Below are 16,491 nucleotides of genomic sequence, written 5' to 3' on the forward strand. Positions count from 1 at the left end.
CGTCTTCCGGTTTTGGTATGAAGATGAAAACTTCAAATAGAGTAGTTGACATATGCCAGTAATGAGGATATAATAAAGGTGTATTTTTGGCATATGTCAGAAAAGAGGGATGCCATGCCGAGACCATGTAAGAGAAGAAGGATCTGCGCATTGCCGGCATGCCGCCGGTTTGGATCATTGGACCGGCGCTTGGATGCGCATCCGCCAACTGTTATGACGTTGGATGAATTTGAAGCCATCCGCCTAATCGATGGGGAAGGATTGAGCCAACAGCAGTGCGCCCAGCGAATGGAGGTAGCCCGTGCTACTGTGCAGGCCATTTATGCCGAGGCACGTAAAAAGCTGGCAAAATGCCTTGTGGAGGGGCAGGAACTTCTCATCGAAGGAGGGGATTATATTCTCTGCGATGGAGAAAATCGGAGCTGTTCTTGCCATAAATGCTGCGGCAAACGGCTTTGATTGTGGGGCAACAAAGTTTATTATTTTATCGAAGAAAGGATAGAGAGTCATGAAGATTGCAGTAACCTATGAAAACGGAGAAGTGTTCCAGCATTTTGGGCATTCGGAACAGTTCAAGCTTTACGAAGCCGACAACGGAGCCGTGACGCATGCGGAGGTAGTGGATACCAACGGGAGCGGACATGGAGCGTTGGCTGGATTCCTGAAGGCCCATGGCGTAGATGTTCTGATCTGCGGAGGAATTGGGGGCGGAGCAAAGAATGCGTTGGCTCAAGCCGGGATCCAATTGTTTGGAGGCGTCCAGGGTGACGCGGATCAAGCGGTACAAAATTTCCTTGCCGGACGGCTGCAATTTAATCCAGATGTGGCCTGTAGCCACCACGGATCACATCATGAGGGAGACCACCAGTGCGGGGGGCACGATCACAATTGCGGAGGCTCCTGCCACTCCTAATAAGACGAGAACTTAACAGAAAAAGTCAGAACATTCTATTTTAGAATGTTCTGACTTTTTTGTTTGCCCTATGGTACGGTAATCTGGGAAGAAATCAACATTGTGCTTCGGCAAGATACTGATGAAAGATTTCCAAATGGACTTTTTCATCCAGTATGATGCGCTGGAGAATGGCGACGATATTGGGATCATCGATGCATTTGATCTGACGTTGGTAGGTCTCAATGGCGAATTCCTCTGCGGCAATGTTTTCTTTCATCATCTGGGCGAGGGAATCGTGGCAATAGGTTACCATCCCGCCGTCCCAGATGATCTGTCGTCCCTGCTGCCGGCAAGAGAAGGTGGGATTGCCTCCCAGCAGAACGATCAATTGTCCCAGCATATCCAGATGATGCATCTCCACCATGGCGACATGGCGCATGGTGTTGCTGACCTGGGATAGCTTCGGATCCAGCTGCCAGCTCTGATAGACGTACTGGGTTACAGCAGTCAATTCGCTCTGCGGACAAGCCAGATCGATCTTGAGCATCTGAGCGTACTTTTTGTTTGGCCCGCATACCTGGATGGACGGATAGGGTTCCGGAGCGGCATAACGGGGAGCATTGTCCGGACGGCCTGGTTGACGACTTAGCATAAGGGGGTCCCTCCACATCATGTGATAACCATGCATATGCAGAGGAAAAAAGGATTATGCGGATCAGACGGTGATATCGCCGGTTTGGACGTAGCCGATTACGCCGTTGTAATCGATGAGATACCAGCCCTCCCATTGGCCGCGGATATTGACCTTGGCGCCGCGTGGGACGATGAGAATAGAGAGGGCATCCAAGCTGGGAAGCCGATAGACAGTTGCGCCCCTGGTGGTGGTAACGGTGCCGGAATAGACGGGCTGAGGACGAAGGAAGGGGATGTCAAAGTACTCGGTCAGGGAAAGGACGACATTGGCAGCAATGGCGTCGATGTTGTTTTTGATCCAGCTGGCGTCCTGATAATTGTCGTGGTAGGCGAATTCAATCAGGACGGCCGGGGCCCTGGTCAGGCGGACTTCCCCGATGGTCGTGGTAGGGAGGGCGCGGACCTTAGAGGGATCGAGATAGATGTCCTTGAGGTTTTGGACGATAATATCAGCAGCCCGTTTTCCGTTGATGCTGCTGGGATAATAGTAAACGTCCGACCCTTGGAGCTGTCCGGATAAGTTAGGCGGCGCAGCATTGGAGTGGAGGGCCAAGTGCAGATCATAACTGCCGCGGTTTGATTCACGAATGGAGGATGAGGCGGTCATATCAGGGGTATTGCGTGTGAAAGAGATGCCGCTGGAGAAAAGATAAGGCTCCATGGCATCGGCAATCAGGTTCATGTACTGTTCTTCAGAGCCTCCATTGACGTAGAGGTTGTATTCCTGTGTCGATGGACTAAGGTAGATGGACGGCATGGCTGTCCTCCTTCGGTTGATAAGAATGGACCGAGTAACCCGGTCGATCCAGTATATGAAAAAGCAAAGGGGATGGTTCGGGAACCATGTCCCGAAGGCCATCCCCAAAAGGACAATTTCTGAAGTTACGCTTTGGATTTGGCAGGCTTGCTGCGAAATTGAGGCATACTTCCAGTCAAAGACAACATGACGAAATAAATGCTGAAGGCGATGACCGTCCCCACCGCGATGGCGAGGAGCATCCCGACCGTGCCCTCCAGGGGCAGGACCTGTACGATCAGCAGGGAGACTGCCGACGCCACAATTACCGATAAAATAGGCTTGATGAGCAGCGTCCCCCACTTGAGCCGGATGCCGGTGACGGTGAGAAGACGGCGCATATTGAGGAAAGAAGTCAAAAGGTTGCTGAGGACCATAATGAACAGGAAGCCCTTCATACCTTGTACAGGCACGAGGAAAAAGATGAGGGCGATGCGGCTGAGGGAATCGATGATGTTGTATTTGAGGGAGCTGACCTGTTGATTGAGTCCTTTGAGGATGCCGTCCACAATGCTCTCCACGTACATAAATGGGACCAAAGGGGCCAGGATGAAAATGTAGAATCCCACTTCGTCGCTTTGGTAGAGAAGCTGCCCCAGCTGTCCGGAGAAGACGGTAAACACGCCGCCGAGAAAGACAGCGATGGTAAAGCTGATGTGCAGGGATCGGTTGACCATGCGTTCCAATCGATCGTTCTGTTTTAGACTATGGGCCTCCGAGATCTCCGGGACCAATAGGGTGGAGAGGGCCGATAAGAAGGAGGCGGGGAAAAAGAGAACCGGCATGGCCATGCCCTTGAGCATACCAAACTGGGACAAGGAGGTTTCTCTCGAGCTGGTATACTGGGTCAAACGATCGGGCACCAGGAGGTTCTCAATGGTGCGGAGCAGGGAGTTGAGGCATCCTCCCGCCGCAATGGGAGCTGAGATGGAGAGCATCTTCCCTAAGATGGAGTAACGTGGAAGCGGTGGATGGGTGGGATCCGGCAGGTTACGCTGATCCCGGCGGTAGCCGATGTACATGTAGAGACAGGAGAGCATCTCAGATACCGTGTTTCCTATCATGACAGCGGTACAGGCATACACAAGACCCTTGGAGGCGAACATACTCAGAAGGACCATCACGATGGCGATACGCACAAGCTGTTCAAAAATCTGGGAACTGGAGGATACCGCCACACGTCTCCTGGCCATAAAATAGCCTCTGAGGCAGTTGGATATGGACATAAAGGGAAGGCTGGGAGCCAGGACCTTAAGGGCCATCACGCCGCGCATATCCTTGATCCAGTACCGGCATACCGGGTCAGCGCCAAAGAACAGCAGACATCCGGCCAGCAGTCCCAGCAGCGTGCAGAACAGCATGATTTTTTTCAGCAGCCGGACAATGGTTTTTGGCGTACCGCGGCCCATTTCCTCCACGACGAGACGGGTAACCGCCACCGTGACGCCGGAGGTGGCCAATGTAGTGGCCAGGATGTACACCGAGAAGATCAGCTGATAAAGGCCCATCCCTTCGCTGCCCAGCTGATTGGAGACGTATACCCGGAAAAACATCCCGATGGTGCGAAGCAACAATCCGGTGGCCGTTAGGATGAAGGCGTTTTTGACAAAGGTAAAACGTTTCAAGGCAACACTTCCCATTCCCGCATGAAGATTCTCTTATGCATTTATATGGACGAGAGGGGAAAACATGCTCATTCTGAGAGAGAAATAGAAAAAAGCTTGTCTAAATTCCTTTGTTTATGATAAAATGAAAAAATAGCCGCTGTCTTTGTCCATGTGCATAGAAGGCAAAAAAGTACCTGCGGTATGCTGGTATTTAATAGGGAACAAGCTCTGGAGGACTGTTTTTCAGCCGTCTCCTATTTTTATGAGGAAAATCGCAGAATTTCTCCAGAGCGGTTATAGAAAGATGCAATATTAAGCCTAAAGGGGAATGAAATAAGTTATATGATCACAGTTTCTAATGTTAGTCTGAATTTCAATGGGCAAAGCCTGTTCAAAGGGGTCAACCTGAAGTTTACCCCCGGCAATTGCTACGGCGTGATCGGCGCCAATGGAGCGGGAAAATCCACTTTTCTACGGATTTTGTCCGGGGAGCTGGAGCCTTCCACCGGAGAAGTGGCGGTGGATAAGAAGACCAGGATGTCGGTGCTCAAGCAGGATCACTTTGCCTTTGACGCCTATTCTGTGCTGGATACCATCATCATGGGCAACAAGCGGCTGTATGATATTATGAAGCAGAAGGATGCCCTCTACGCCAAAGAAGATTTTTCCGAAGAGGACGGAGTGCTTGCTTCGGAACTGGAGAGCGAATTCGCCGAGTTGAATGGATGGGAGGCCGAAACCGAAGCCGGCCAGATTTTGCAAGGTTTAGGATTGCCCGTCAGCTTGTTGGAGACGCAGATGGAGAGCTTGGGCGCAAAAGAGAAGGTGAAGATTCTATTGGCCCAGGCGTTGTTTGGCCATCCGGACATCATTCTTTTGGACGAGCCCACCAACCATTTGGATATTCACTCCATCCGCTGGCTGGAGGACTTCCTGATGGACTACGAGGGGACGGTCATTGTGGTATCCCACGACCGTCATTTTCTCAACAACGTCTGCACCCACATTGTGGATGTGGACTATACTAAAATTAAGATTTACGTTGGCAACTACGACTTTTGGTATGAATCCAGTCAGCTGATGCAGCGCATGCTGCGGGAGCAGAATAAGAAAAACGAGGAAAAAGCCAAGGAGCTGCGCAGTTTTATCGAACGGTTCTCGGCCAATAAATCCAAATCACGCCAAGCGACATCCCGGAAAAAGCTTCTGGAGAAGTTGGAGCTGGAGGAGATGCCGGCGTCGTCCCGCCGATATCCGTATGTAGGGTTCCAGATGGATCGGGAACCGGGCAAGGAAATTCTGACGGTAGAGGAGCTGACCAAAACAGTGGACGGGGTTCGGCTGCTTGACCATGTATCGTTCCGTGTGAACAAGGGGGATAAAATCGCCATTCTGTCCCAGAATGAATTGGCCTGTACCACCTTGTTCCAAATCCTGATGGAGGAGATGGAGGCCGACAAGGGGACTTTTAAATGGGGTGTCAGCACAACCCAGTCCTATTTTCCCAAGGACAATTCCCGCTATTTTGACGACTGCGATTTAAGTATCATCAAATGGCTGGAGCAGTATTCCAAGAACGACTTGACGGAAACCTATCTGCGGGGATTTTTGGGGAAGATGCTCTTTTCCGGGGATGCGGTATTTAAGCCCGTCAATGTGCTGTCCGGAGGGGAGAAGGTACGGTGCATGCTCTCCCGCATGATGATGTTTGGTTCCAACGTGCTGCTTTTGGACCAGCCCACCAACCATCTGGATTTGGAATCCATTACAGCGGTCAATAACGGATTGATTGATTTCAAGGGTATCGTACTCTTTACCTCTTTTGACCATCAGTTTATTCAAACGGTGGCCAACCGCATCATTGAGATTCGGGAAGACGGCAGTATTCTGGACCGCATGATGACCTACGATGAGTTCCTGGAGATGAAGGAACAGCAAGGCTTAAGCTAAATGGGGGACAAAAGGGGGTTTGCCTTGGAATGCCAATGGTGGATACCCCTTTGAATAAGCTTGAGGGGGAAATGATGGATGAGCAAAAAGGTGGACTATTCACAGGGAATTTACGATGCGAAAGTCCTAGGGAAACCAAAAATACTGGTGCTGGGTTTGCAGCATATGTTTGCCATGTTTGGAGCGACGGTGCTGGTGCCGTTGCTGACGGGGTTGAGCGTATCCACAACACTGTTATGCGCCGGACTGGGTACACTGTTGTTTCATTTATTGACCAAAGGGAAGGTTCCCGCTTTTTTGGGATCGTCGTTTGCATTTTTAGGAGGGTTTGCCATTGTGGCGCCCAAGCTCATGGATGCAAATGGGGAACAGACCATTGCCAACACCGAGATGCTTCCGTATGCTTGTGCGGGTGTGGTGTTTTCCGGGCTTTTGTATTTACTGGTTAGTTTTCTGATCTCTACCTTTGGTGTAAAAAAGATTATGAGATTTTTCCCGCCGGTTGTGACAGGGCCTATTATCATCGCCATTGGACTTATCTTGGCACCCAGTGCCATCAGCAATTGTCAGTCCAACTGGCTGATTGCCATAGTGGCCTTGGGAGTTGTGGTGGCGTGCAACATCTGGGGAAGAGGTATGGTAAAGATCCTTCCTATTTTGCTGGGTGTGGCGGCTTCTTATATTGTGGCGGTGGTCACAAACAATGTGGATTTTACCGCCATTGCCGAGGCCCCCTGGATCGGATTCCCTGTACATAAGGATTCGATGGGCCTTTTTGCCATTGATGGAAGCCCTCTGTTTATTAGCGCACTGTTTACCATCGTGCCAATCGCCATCGCCACCATGATGGAACATATCGGTGATATTGCCGCCATCAGTGCTACCACTGGGAAAAACTATATCCATAATCCGGGGTTGCATCGGACACTTCTAGGTGACGGATTGGCCACCACAATGGCGGGACTCCTGGGAGGACCGGCCAATACCACCTATGGTGAGAATACCGGCGTCCTGGCCCTGACTAAAATTTATGATCCGCTTGTTATCCGGATCGCAGCTGTATTTGCCATTCTGCTCAGTTTTTGTCCCAAATTTGAAGCGGCTATCAATACCATTCCCGCCGCTATTATCGGCGGCATCAGTTTTGTGCTATACGGTATGATTTCAGCCATTGGTGTGCGCAACGTGGTGGAGAATAAGGTGGACTTCACAAACAGCCGTAACCTTATCATCGCAGCTGTTATTCTGGTCAGCGCCTTGGGATTTAACTCGGTAGGGGGTATTACTATTGCAGCAGGAGGCGTATCCATTAACCTTTCCGGCCTCGCCATTGCTGCCATTTTAGGAATCCTTCTGAACGCTATTTTGCCCGGCAACGACTATGAGTTTCATGGGGATGAAGAGGAAGATAAAAATACTTCAGAATCGGTTTCCAATCAGGCCAGCTGAAAAGATATAAGTACCGCAATAGAAAAAGGGATCAAGCACGACGATGCATGCTTGATCCCTTTTGTTTTTTACCTGGTGTTTGGGAAGATAAGATTACAGAACCAGAGAAGGGGCGGAATAAACACGAGCTTTCAGTTCACTATCCAGCATATAGAGACCTTTGGCATCCGAACCAAACAGTTCCATCTTGGTGATGAGGTTATTGGCATTGGTCTCTTCCTCGCCCTGTTCCTTCACGAACCAGTCGAGGAACTGGACGGTACGATAGTCGTTGGCTTCCTGAGCGGCGGCATAGATGGCATTAATCAAGCTGGTGACGTATTCTTCGTGTTTCAGGCCTGCTTGAAGAGGATCCATCAACGAATTGAGTTCCTGATCGGGTTTGCCGATGGCTTCCAGAGTTACCTTGACGTTGTTATTGTGCAGATACTGATAGAAGAGCATAGCGTGATCGCGCTCCTCCTGGGCCTGGATTTTGTACCAATTGGCGAAGCCCTCCAACCCTTTATCCTCGTAGAAGTTGGAGAAATCCAGGTAAAGGTAGGCTGAATAAAATTCCTTGTTGACTTGGTCATTGAGCAGAGCGACAACTTTTGAATCTAACATGATAAACTACCTCCTTGATGCTTGTTTAAAAATGAAGAACTGTCCTCATCGGGCCCAAAGTAGACACAATCAAAACAGTTCTTATCGACTATTGGGAATGCTGGGATAGAGAAGTTATCCAAGATCCTGGACGTATTCTTCTAGGCAGATCTTTTTCTCCATAATAACGGCGGCGTGTTCCTTGCCCACATAGCGGTAATGCCAGGGTTCGTAGGATACTTTAGTGATATCGACCTTGTCCTCCGGATAGCGCAGGATAAAGCCGTATTCAGCACAGTGTTCAATCAACCAGTCGTATTCCTTGGTATCTTTAAAAGCATTTTTTACACCGTTAAAGTCCACAGCCAAGCCAAGCATATGGTCGCTGGTGCCGGGACGGGCTGTTTCTTTTGCCACTGTATTTTCCGCTTCAGCGCGGCTTTCACCGTTGGCCATGGCGGCCTTGACGCGCTTTTCAAACAGGTTTTTCTGATATGCAGGGGTACGGTAGCTGGAGGAGACATAGAGGTTCATGCCGTCCTTTTTAGCAGCAGCCATCATAGCGTCGAAATCATCGGCAGCCCGGGAATCCAGATAAAATTTTCCGCTTCCACCTGATTCAATGGTACTTAGTTCGGGGATTTCGTCATCTTCAATGGGGGAATCAATATTTGGAATACGCAGACGCCAGTCGGAACTCTTATAGCCCAGGCCGGTACCAGCGCCAGTGGGGACTACGCCGTCCACAGCAGAAGTAGGACTGGAAGTAATCGTACCGCTGGAAGGCTTAGAAGAAGAGGGAGAAGGGGCAGTGGAAGACGGAGCTTCCGATGCGCTGCTGGATGGGGCTTGTGAAGATTCCGTTGCTGATGAGGATGAAGCGGCGGAACTGGAAGCCATAGAGGAACTGGAAGAAGAATCGGCTGCGGCGCTTGACAATGTCTGGGATGAGGATGTTTCCTCCGGCTCAGAGCGGCTACATTGCGTCATAAAGACGATGGCCACTGTAATCACAAGAAGAGCCAATGTAAGCACAATAGCGAAGTAGGGGAGCCGACTTTTCTTGCGCCGTCTACTATAGGAACGATTCACTTGTTGTGGCAAATAAAGTCATCCTTTCTGAATAGATCCCCAAATAGTACGTTAAACTGAATAAGAGGGATCGGATTTCTCTCCCTATTTTAACCCAAACCAAAGGAAGAAACAAGGGGATATTTCCACAGGCCGATAAGATCAAGGAGTATTTTCTTCATAGTATCCCCGTAGAAAGGACAGAAATGTAAAATATACGTAAAGAGGAGGATATCCGCTACCAATTCTTAGAAATCCGTGATACAATAGAGAGAATGGGAAAATTTTTAAGTTTATTAATATTTTAACCCCAAATCCAGCTGTTTAACGAGGTGTTATTATGCGAAAAACAAAGATTATCTGTACCCTTGGACCAGCCAATGATAATGACGATATTATCCGGGATATGATAAAAGAAGGCATGGATGTTGCACGTTTCAACTTTTCTCACGGCACTCATGCGGAACACGATGTCCGTTATCAACGGCTAAAAAAGATCCGGGAAGAATTAAATCTACCAATTGCAATGTTGTGCGATACCAAAGGCCCGGAAGTACGTACAGGTAACTTTGATCCCCCTAAAGTAGAGCTTAAAACGGGGCAGGATTATATTTTCACCACAGAAGAATGCATAGGCGATACCAACCGCTGTTCGATTACCTATAAGGGACTCCCCAAAGATGTGGAGGTCGGGACACGTATTCTGGTGGACGACGGCCTGATTGCCATGAGGGTGGTGGAAATCAGCAAAAAGGAAGTACGTTGCAAAGTTATCAACGGCGGGATGATCGCCTCCCATAAGAGCATCAATGTCCCGGGCGTCAAGCTCAATATTCCCTATATGAGCGAAGTGGACTGCCAGGATCTGGCTTTTGCAGTAGAACATGATTTTGATTTTATAGCGGCATCCTTTGTACGTTCCGCTGAAGATGTCATGGACGTTCGCCATGAATTGGAGAAGCTGGGCGGACGGGATCTGCGCATTATTTCCAAAATTGAAAGCGCCGGCGGCGTAGAGAACATCGACGAGATCATCCGAGTATCTGACGGCATCATGGTGGCCCGAGGCGATCTGGGCGTAGAAATCCCGTTGGAGGATATCCCTGTCATCCAGAAGAAATTGATTCGGAAGGCGTATTTGGCAGGCAAGCAGGTCATTACCGCAACACAGATGCTGGAATCCATGATCAAAAATCCACGTCCCACGCGTGCAGAGACCACCGACGTAGCAAATGCCATTTACGACGGTACCAGTGCTATCATGCTTTCTGGAGAGACGGCTGCCGGTATGTATCCAGTGGAAGCAGTGCATACCATGGCTACCATTGCCCGCCGTACAGAGCGTGAGATCGACTATAAGAGACGATTTGACAGTATTAAGATCAACGATCCCAACGTGACGACTGCCATCTCTCATGCCACCTGTACTACTGCGCATGACTTGGGAGCAAAGGCCATTATCACTGTTTCCAAATCCGGCCGGACAACGCGTATGGTATCCCGGTATCGTCCGCAATGCCTGATTATCGGAAGCACGACCGATAAAAAAGTATGGCGTCAAATGAGCCTTTCATGGGGAGTTCGTCCTTTACTGGCTGAGGAGCAGAAAAGTACAGACGATCTTTTCCAGCATGTAGTGGAATGCGCTACGAAGGAGAAGCTGCTGGAGAATGGCGATTTGGTGGTTATCACAGCGGGATTACCGTTGGGAGTATCCGGTACGACCAATCTGTTGAAGGTACATCTGGTAGGGGATATTTTAGTGACCGGAACTGCCACGTCTACTCATTGTGCATGCGGCAATTTATGCGTATGCAAAGATCTTAACGATATAAAGAAGAACTTCCAAGAAGGGGACATTTTAGTGGTGCCTCAGACTACCAATGAAATGCTTCCATTTCTCCGGGCAGCCAGCGGTGTTGTAGCAGAGCAGGAAGGTCTTAATTCTCATGCCGCTATTGTAGGACTAGCCTTAGATAAGGCCGTTATTGTGGGGGCAACCAATGCGACCCGCCTGCTGAAGACAGGGACTACTGTTACAGTAGACGGTTCCCGTGGCATTGTATACAGCGGCCACATGAGATAAAGCACAAATCTATCGAACAAAATAAAAGGACGCCATTTTTTCTATGGCGTCCTTTTCTTGTTATAAGACTTAAAAGGTTAGCTGATTGGAAATTAAATATTCGGCACATCGGATGCCATCCACGGCGGCCGACATAATTCCTCCAGCGTACCCGGCGCCCTCTCCACAGGGATAGATTCCCCGGATTGGCGACTGTCCCGTCTGGTCGCGGATCATGCGGACAGGGGAAGAACTGCGGGTTTCCACACCGGTCAGAACAGCATCCTGAGCGGCAAACCCTTTGAGCCGTCCATCCAGTAGGGGAAGAGCTTGCCGGATGGACTGGGATGTAAATTCCGGAAGACAGGCGTCCAAGCGGCACAGCCGTACACCTGGCCGATAGGTAGGTTCTACACTGCCCAAGACGGTACTAGCTTTTTGGCCTAAGAAATCTCCTACCAATTGGGCAGGGGCGTGATAATTGCCGCCCCCTAAGGTGTAGGCAGCGCGTTCCATCTGCCGCTGGAATTGTACACCTGCCAAGGGATGGGAAGAGGGAAAATCGGTGGGACGGACATCTACAAGTAAAGCGCTGTTTGCATTGACACCGTCCCGACGATAGCGGCTCATACCATTGACGCAAACGCCGCCTTTTTCCGAGGCAGCTGCGACGACCTCTCCTCCAGGACACATACAAAAGGTGTACACACCTCGTCCATTGGGAAGGCGGACAGACAACTTATAATCGGCAGCCCCTAAAGCAGGATGAGAAGCAAATTTTCCATATTGGCTCTGGTTGATACACTTCTGAAGATGTTCGATACGGACGCCAGCGGAAAAGGCCTTTTGCTCCATAGGCAAACCGGCTTGATGGAGCATCTCAAAGGTATCTCGTGCGCTGTGCCCGATGGCTAAGATTAGCGAGTCGGTTACTATGGTTTTATGCTGTCCCTCCTGTGTTAGCTGGACAGCGCAAAGTTTTCCATTTTCCAAAGAGAGTCCGGTCAACTTTGTGTCAAATAAAACTTCCCCTCCAAGCCGGACAATGCTTTCCCGCAGCTTTTTGACGATGGATACCAAAAGATCGGTGCCGATGTGCGGCTTTGCCAGATACAGAATTTCTTCTGGAGCTCCGGCGGAAACGAATTCCTCCAGCACTTTGCGGCAGCGTGGATCCTTGATGCCGGTGGTCAACTTGCCGTCCGAGAAGGTACCGGCGCCGCCTTCGCCGAACTGGACGTTGGAACCCGGGTGAAATAGACTGGTTGTGCGAAAACGCTCCACATCCTTTTGACGGGTTTCCACGTCCATGCCCCGTTCTACTACCAAAGGAGAGAGCCCGCACTGCGCTAAAATCAGGGCGGCGAACAGTCCGGCAGGTCCCGTTCCCACCACCACAGGACGATGGGGAAGAGAACCGGACACACGAGGAAGCTCATACCGATACGGGGTTGGGATGGTGATGGTACAAGGGCCTTTATGTCCTACAAAACGAGCTTCTTGGCTAGTGTTGTCGATTTCGATATCCACGCTGTATGTAAAGTGGACATTGTTCTTTTTTCGCGCGTCCACCGACTTTTTTGCAATGGTAAGGCTCCGGATGGATTGGACAGGGATCCCTAAAAGTTCAGCTGCTTTGTCCCATAGAAATTTTTCATTTTTTCCCAAAGGCAGGGATAAACCAGAGATACGAATCATGCTTGTGTCCTCCCCAAGAGATATAAAACGGCACATCGTCCAGCCAAATGACCAGAACTCCACGCCCACTGAAGATTAAAGCCACCGCAGTCCCCGTCGATGTCCAGGACTTCCCCAGTGGCATAGAAGCCTGGGATGAGACGGGATGCCATAGTCTGGCTGTCAAACTCGTTAGTGTCCAGACCGCCGGCCGTCACTTGGGCATTTTTCCAATTCCCCACACCCAGGACGGGAAATTCCCATGCTTTGATGCGGCAGCCGATGTTTTCCAACTCAGCGGGAGAGATATTCCCAATAGGACAGGAGAGAGATACTGTTTGTTTTACAAGTGTTTGTCCTACCCGCTTGTTAAGCAGACCGGATAAAAGACGTTCGGCAGGTTCAGCCTGTAATAGGTGTTGCATCCGTTTCAGGAGGGATTGTACTTGCTTCTCTGAATAGTCCGGCATGAGATCGAGAAGAATCCGTGTATGTTTGTGAAACGATACCAATCGGGAGAGCTGCATCACAGAGATACCTGAGAGACTGCCGTCGGAAAACTGGATTTCCCCCTTTTCTGTCCGCAATGAGGTTTGTCCCTGCATCAGGGAAGCCGTGCCCTTGACGCGGATCCCTTTGAGGGGACGTGTACATGCTGGATCGGTTCGGACGGGAACCAAGGCGGGAAAAAGAGGGGTACAATTATGACCCAAAGACTTTGCCAGACGGTATCCGTCATCCCCTGAGGAGAGCTGTGGAGACGCCATCCCACCGGCCGCAAGAATGACCGATTGACAGTCTACCGTATCATTCGATAAAACAACAGAGAAACCATTCTTTCGTCTTTGAATGGCTTGGACTTGGGCGTCGCATCGGATCCGAACTCCCATGCGTTCACAGGCAAAACGAAGACAATCCAGTACAGCCGACGCCTGCTCGCAATAGGGATACACCAAGTTTTCTCCTTCTACCCGGCATAAAAGTCCCAATTTGCCAAAAAAACCGACGGTGGTGGATGGGGAGAAAATGGAAAGGGCAGTGCGACAGAAATTAGGATGTTTACCGTGGTACCGTTCAGGGGATGCTTTTAAGTTGGAGAGGTTACATCGTCCATTCCCAGTTGCAAGAAGCTTTTTCCCCACACGAGGACCCTTTTCCAGTACAATAATAGGGAGATTAGCATGCATTTCACGGCATTGGATCGATGCCGATAAAGCGGCCATCAGACCAGATGCGCCGCCTCCCACAATCACCAAAGCTTTCTGGCTAGACATAACATCACCACCTTACATTCATTTAAAATTAAAAATGAAAAAACAAAAAAACTGCCTCTTTCTGCCGCCAATCTTTGAGGTGTCCAGTTGGACGGCCTCAAGGGAATACTAATATCTGTCCTACCTTCATGGTGGGATGGATGGAAAAAGGAGGGAATTATTTGATCAAAAAATCAAAATGGATTGGGGCAGCCGTTTGTATCATGGCATTGGTAGTGCTGATGATTCCAAGCGTTTCGGCCGCCAGCCGAGTCAATATCAACCGGGTGGAAGAAAAGATCGAAGAGGATGGACTCCAGTATTCCGCAGCGTGGCCCAAAGTCAGCGGACTGCAAGATACCGACCAACAGGCTAAATTGAACGTCCGTTTTGCAGAATCGGCTTGTCGCCTTAAGGTCTTGGCTCAGACATCAGCCGACCAAGGAAACCGCACCGAGGCTCAAATGGACTTCCAAGTAAAACGGAATTGTAGAGGTATGGTTAGCATTCTCTTTGACGAGTACCTCTATACGGGAGGCGCCAATGGCAGTTCTACCAAAACGGGAGCAACCTTTTCGGCTGTAGATGGCAGACTGTTTGAACTGAGGGATCTATTTCGTGAGGACGCTGATTATGTATCCTACCTCAGCAGCGAGATAAAAAAATCCATTCAGGAGCAGGGGATACAAGATGAGCAAATCGAGACCTTTGAGAAAATAGATGTGGATCAACCCTTTTATGTAACCGACACACAACTTGTCATCATCATGCCTGAGATCACGTACTTCCCGCATTCTTTTGGCGTTTTAGAATTCCCGATTGAGCTGAGCAATATGAAAGAGATGCTCAATCCGGAGATTGCATCTTGTTGCTAACCTCGCAAGATCATGCAAAAGGGACTACCTGTCGACACAGGAGTCCCTTTTATTCTGTAAAGAAAATAGCTTTACAGAATAAAAGGGGGATACAAAGGCGTAAAAAGCCAGAAAAGCGCGTAAAACCGTGAGTTATTGCATGTATGAAAAGCAGGATGCCTTTACAGGATTAAGAGCGCTTTAGAGCGCCGATACACCAATTTTCCTCCACGTCTTGTAGGAAAACTTCTCGAATTTGACCTCCTAAAGGCTCTTCACTGGTCACGTGGATAGGGGTATAGTTGGGAGAATAACCCTCCCAAACCCCTTTTGATACTTGCTGTTCAAACAGGACAGGGAAAACGCATCCGAGCTGACTTTCCCAGAAGGAATGACGCGAACCATCGGTTGCTCGTATCATTCTATGACTGCGCCGTTCCTTTTCGGCTTTGGGAACTTGGTGTTCCATCAAGGCGGCCTTCGTACCGGGACGGATGGAATAGGCAAACACATGGACCCGTGCAAATCCCACTTTTTTTACAAAGGCCAAAGATTCCTCAAAATGTTCCGGAGTCTCGCCGGGAAATCCCACCATCACGTCGGTGGTAATGGCACAGTGGGGAAAGGCGCAGCGTAAATGTGTCGCAATTTCCAGGTACTGCTCCGGCGTGTAATGCCGGTTCATAGCCCGCAGTGTGGCCTCACAACCGCTTTGTAGGGAAAGGTGAAAGTGAGGGCATAGATTTTTAAGCTTCGCGATCCGATCGATAAAGGCCGGCGTAAAACAGTCCGGTTCTAAGGATCCAAGACGAATGCGTCCCATTTCTTTCACAGAACAAGCAGCTTCCAATGCGTCAGCCAGAGATTTACCGCAATCCTCCCCATAGGCCGAGAGATTGATGCCGGTGAGCACCGTTTCACGATATCCGGCCGCAGCCTGTGACGCCACCTCCTGACGGATGAGAGCAAGCTCCTTGGAGCGCACCGGCCCACGGGCAGTGGGGATGATGCAGTAAGAACAAAACCGATTGCATCCATCTTGAATTTTGATGGTAGCGCGAGTGCGTTCTGAAAAATCAGTAGCGCGCATGTCCTCAAATGTCTCGTCCTTGGTGTGGGGTTCGATGTCCACAATGCGAGTGCGGTGCTGTAAAAAATCCTGGACGTGCTTTGTAAGGCCGGAACGATTTTTAGAGCCCAGGATAATATCAGCTTCCGGGAGGGTGTCTGCAATGTCAGGATGGGCTTGGGGATAGCATCCAGTCAGCACAATTACAGCATCCGGATTCTGGCGACGGCACCGGTGGAGTAATTTACGTGCCTTGCTGTCGCTTTCGCTGGTGACGGTACAGGAATTGATGACAATTACAGAAGGCTGTTCGCTATCTGCTGCCGGTAAAAAGCCCGCCTGTTTTAGAGCGCCAGCCATAGCCTCCGTCTCGTATTGGTTGACTTTGCAGCCTAACGTATAGAATCGTACGGTCAAAAAGGATCCCTCCACTTTAATTGAAAAACGGATAAAACCGTTGTTTTAGGACATTCCACTTGGCGAGAGCCAATCTATTAAAATATAGTATACTTACCCCCTTTTTTCAA

General features: G+C 49.7%; 14 protein-coding genes. 6 read left to right on the forward strand and 8 right to left on the reverse strand.

Translation table 11 applies throughout. The features are described from left to right. Positions 1 to 114 precede the first annotated feature (114 nt). The gene (locus C12CBH8_RS04810; protein WP_215533658.1) at positions 115 to 459 is read left to right on the forward strand and encodes a DUF134 domain-containing protein; all 345 of its coding nucleotides are present in this window, start codon (positions 115 to 117) and stop codon (positions 457 to 459) included. A gap of 49 nt (positions 460 to 508) precedes the next feature. Continuing rightward, positions 509 to 913, forward strand: coding sequence for a NifB/NifX family molybdenum-iron cluster-binding protein (locus C12CBH8_RS04815; RefSeq protein WP_215533659.1), 405 nt, complete (start codon positions 509 to 511; stop codon positions 911 to 913). A gap of 94 nt (positions 914 to 1,007) precedes the next feature. Here the strand turns inward: C12CBH8_RS04815 and C12CBH8_RS04820 are convergent, their stop codons facing one another. From C12CBH8_RS04820 to C12CBH8_RS04830, 3 genes are all read right to left on the reverse strand, one after another. After that, positions 1,008 to 1,547 carry a ferritin-like domain-containing protein gene (locus tag C12CBH8_RS04820; RefSeq protein WP_215533660.1) on the reverse strand — a complete coding sequence of 180 codons (540 nt, stop codon included), beginning with the start codon at positions 1,545 to 1,547 and terminating at the stop codon, positions 1,008 to 1,010. Positions 1,548 to 1,610: 63 nt separating this feature from the next. Next, positions 1,611 to 2,345 carry an N-acetylmuramoyl-L-alanine amidase gene (locus C12CBH8_RS04825; RefSeq protein WP_090263515.1) on the reverse strand — a complete coding sequence of 245 codons (735 nt, stop codon included), beginning with the start codon at positions 2,343 to 2,345 and terminating at the stop codon, positions 1,611 to 1,613. A 125-nt stretch (positions 2,346 to 2,470) separates the two neighbouring features. Continuing rightward, on the reverse strand, positions 2,471 to 4,009 hold the full coding sequence (locus tag C12CBH8_RS04830; RefSeq protein ID WP_215533661.1) for a putative polysaccharide biosynthesis protein: 1,539 nt from the start codon (positions 4,007 to 4,009) through the stop codon (positions 2,471 to 2,473). A gap of 324 nt (positions 4,010 to 4,333) precedes the next feature. Between C12CBH8_RS04830 and C12CBH8_RS04835 the strand changes: the two genes are divergently transcribed. Then, positions 4,334 to 5,941 (forward strand): ABC-F family ATP-binding cassette domain-containing protein, encoded by a 1,608-nt coding sequence (locus C12CBH8_RS04835; RefSeq protein WP_215533662.1) that lies wholly within the window; start codon positions 4,334 to 4,336, stop codon positions 5,939 to 5,941. A gap of 78 nt (positions 5,942 to 6,019) precedes the next feature. Then, positions 6,020 to 7,390, forward strand: coding sequence for a uracil-xanthine permease family protein (locus C12CBH8_RS04840; protein WP_215533663.1), 1,371 nt, complete (start codon positions 6,020 to 6,022; stop codon positions 7,388 to 7,390). A gap of 93 nt (positions 7,391 to 7,483) precedes the next feature. Here C12CBH8_RS04840 and C12CBH8_RS04845 read toward each other — a convergent pair whose 3' ends face one another. After that, positions 7,484 to 7,996 carry a ferritin gene (locus C12CBH8_RS04845; protein WP_099321857.1) on the reverse strand — a complete coding sequence of 171 codons (513 nt, stop codon included), beginning with the start codon at positions 7,994 to 7,996 and terminating at the stop codon, positions 7,484 to 7,486. 114 nt (positions 7,997 to 8,110) lie between these two features. Then, on the reverse strand, positions 8,111 to 9,079 hold the full coding sequence (locus C12CBH8_RS04850) for a M15 family metallopeptidase (RefSeq protein ID WP_215533664.1): 969 nt from the start codon (positions 9,077 to 9,079) through the stop codon (positions 8,111 to 8,113). Between the two features lie 307 nt (positions 9,080 to 9,386). Here C12CBH8_RS04850 and pyk point away from each other — a divergent pair, with 307 nt between their 5' ends. Next, the gene (gene pyk, locus C12CBH8_RS04855; protein ID WP_215533665.1) at positions 9,387 to 11,132 is read left to right on the forward strand and encodes a pyruvate kinase; all 1,746 of its coding nucleotides are present in this window, start codon (positions 9,387 to 9,389) and stop codon (positions 11,130 to 11,132) included. 69 nt (positions 11,133 to 11,201) lie between these two features. Here pyk and C12CBH8_RS04860 read toward each other — a convergent pair whose 3' ends face one another. Together C12CBH8_RS04860 and C12CBH8_RS04865 are read right to left on the reverse strand one after the other, a co-directional pair. Then, a complete protein-coding gene (locus C12CBH8_RS04860; RefSeq protein ID WP_215533666.1) occupies positions 11,202 to 12,809 on the reverse strand; it encodes an NAD(P)/FAD-dependent oxidoreductase in 1,608 nt (535 codons plus the stop codon). Next, positions 12,806 to 14,062, reverse strand: coding sequence for a BaiN/RdsA family NAD(P)/FAD-dependent oxidoreductase (locus C12CBH8_RS04865; RefSeq protein ID WP_215533667.1), 1,257 nt, complete (start codon positions 14,060 to 14,062; stop codon positions 12,806 to 12,808). The genes C12CBH8_RS04860 and C12CBH8_RS04865 overlap by 4 nt, the downstream gene beginning before the upstream one ends. A 161-nt stretch (positions 14,063 to 14,223) precedes the next feature. Here C12CBH8_RS04865 and C12CBH8_RS04870 point away from each other — a divergent pair, with 161 nt between their 5' ends. Next, on the forward strand, positions 14,224 to 14,916 hold the full coding sequence (locus C12CBH8_RS04870) for a DUF3298 and DUF4163 domain-containing protein (RefSeq protein WP_159461140.1): 693 nt from the start codon (positions 14,224 to 14,226) through the stop codon (positions 14,914 to 14,916). A gap of 169 nt (positions 14,917 to 15,085) precedes the next feature. Here C12CBH8_RS04870 and mtaB read toward each other — a convergent pair whose 3' ends face one another. Beyond that, the gene (gene mtaB, locus C12CBH8_RS04875) at positions 15,086 to 16,381 is read right to left on the reverse strand and encodes a tRNA (N(6)-L-threonylcarbamoyladenosine(37)-C(2))-methylthiotransferase MtaB (protein WP_215533668.1); all 1,296 of its coding nucleotides are present in this window, start codon (positions 16,379 to 16,381) and stop codon (positions 15,086 to 15,088) included. Positions 16,382 to 16,491: the final 110 nt, after the last annotated feature.

The sequence above is a fragment of the Solibaculum mannosilyticum genome (assembly GCF_015140235.1).
Classification (GTDB): Bacteria; Bacillota; Clostridia; order Oscillospirales; family Acutalibacteraceae; genus Solibaculum; species Solibaculum mannosilyticum.

What these genes read in the sequence shown, in the direction of transcription:
- C12CBH8_RS04810 (WP_215533658.1), top strand. Translation starts at nt 115, where the DNA reads ATGCCGAGACCATGTAAGAGAAGAAGGATCTGCGCATTGCCGGCATGC.
- C12CBH8_RS04815 (WP_215533659.1), top strand. Translation starts at nt 509, where the DNA reads ATGAAGATTGCAGTAACCTATGAAAACGGAGAAGTGTTCCAGCATTTT.
- C12CBH8_RS04820 (WP_215533660.1), bottom strand. Translation starts at nt 1,547, where the DNA reads ATGCTAAGTCGTCAACCAGGCCGTCCGGACAATGCTCCCCGTTATGCC.
- C12CBH8_RS04825 (WP_090263515.1), bottom strand. Translation starts at nt 2,345, where the DNA reads ATGCCGTCCATCTACCTTAGTCCATCGACACAGGAATACAACCTCTAC.
- C12CBH8_RS04835 (WP_215533662.1), top strand. Translation starts at nt 4,334, where the DNA reads ATGATCACAGTTTCTAATGTTAGTCTGAATTTCAATGGGCAAAGCCTG.
- C12CBH8_RS04840 (WP_215533663.1), top strand. Translation starts at nt 6,020, where the DNA reads ATGAGCAAAAAGGTGGACTATTCACAGGGAATTTACGATGCGAAAGTC.
- C12CBH8_RS04845 (WP_099321857.1), bottom strand. Translation starts at nt 7,996, where the DNA reads ATGTTAGATTCAAAAGTTGTCGCTCTGCTCAATGACCAAGTCAACAAG.
- pyk (WP_215533665.1), top strand. Translation starts at nt 9,387, where the DNA reads ATGCGAAAAACAAAGATTATCTGTACCCTTGGACCAGCCAATGATAAT.
- C12CBH8_RS04860 (WP_215533666.1), bottom strand. Translation starts at nt 12,809, where the DNA reads ATGATTCGTATCTCTGGTTTATCCCTGCCTTTGGGAAAAAATGAAAAA.
- C12CBH8_RS04865 (WP_215533667.1), bottom strand. Translation starts at nt 14,062, where the DNA reads ATGTCTAGCCAGAAAGCTTTGGTGATTGTGGGAGGCGGCGCATCTGGT.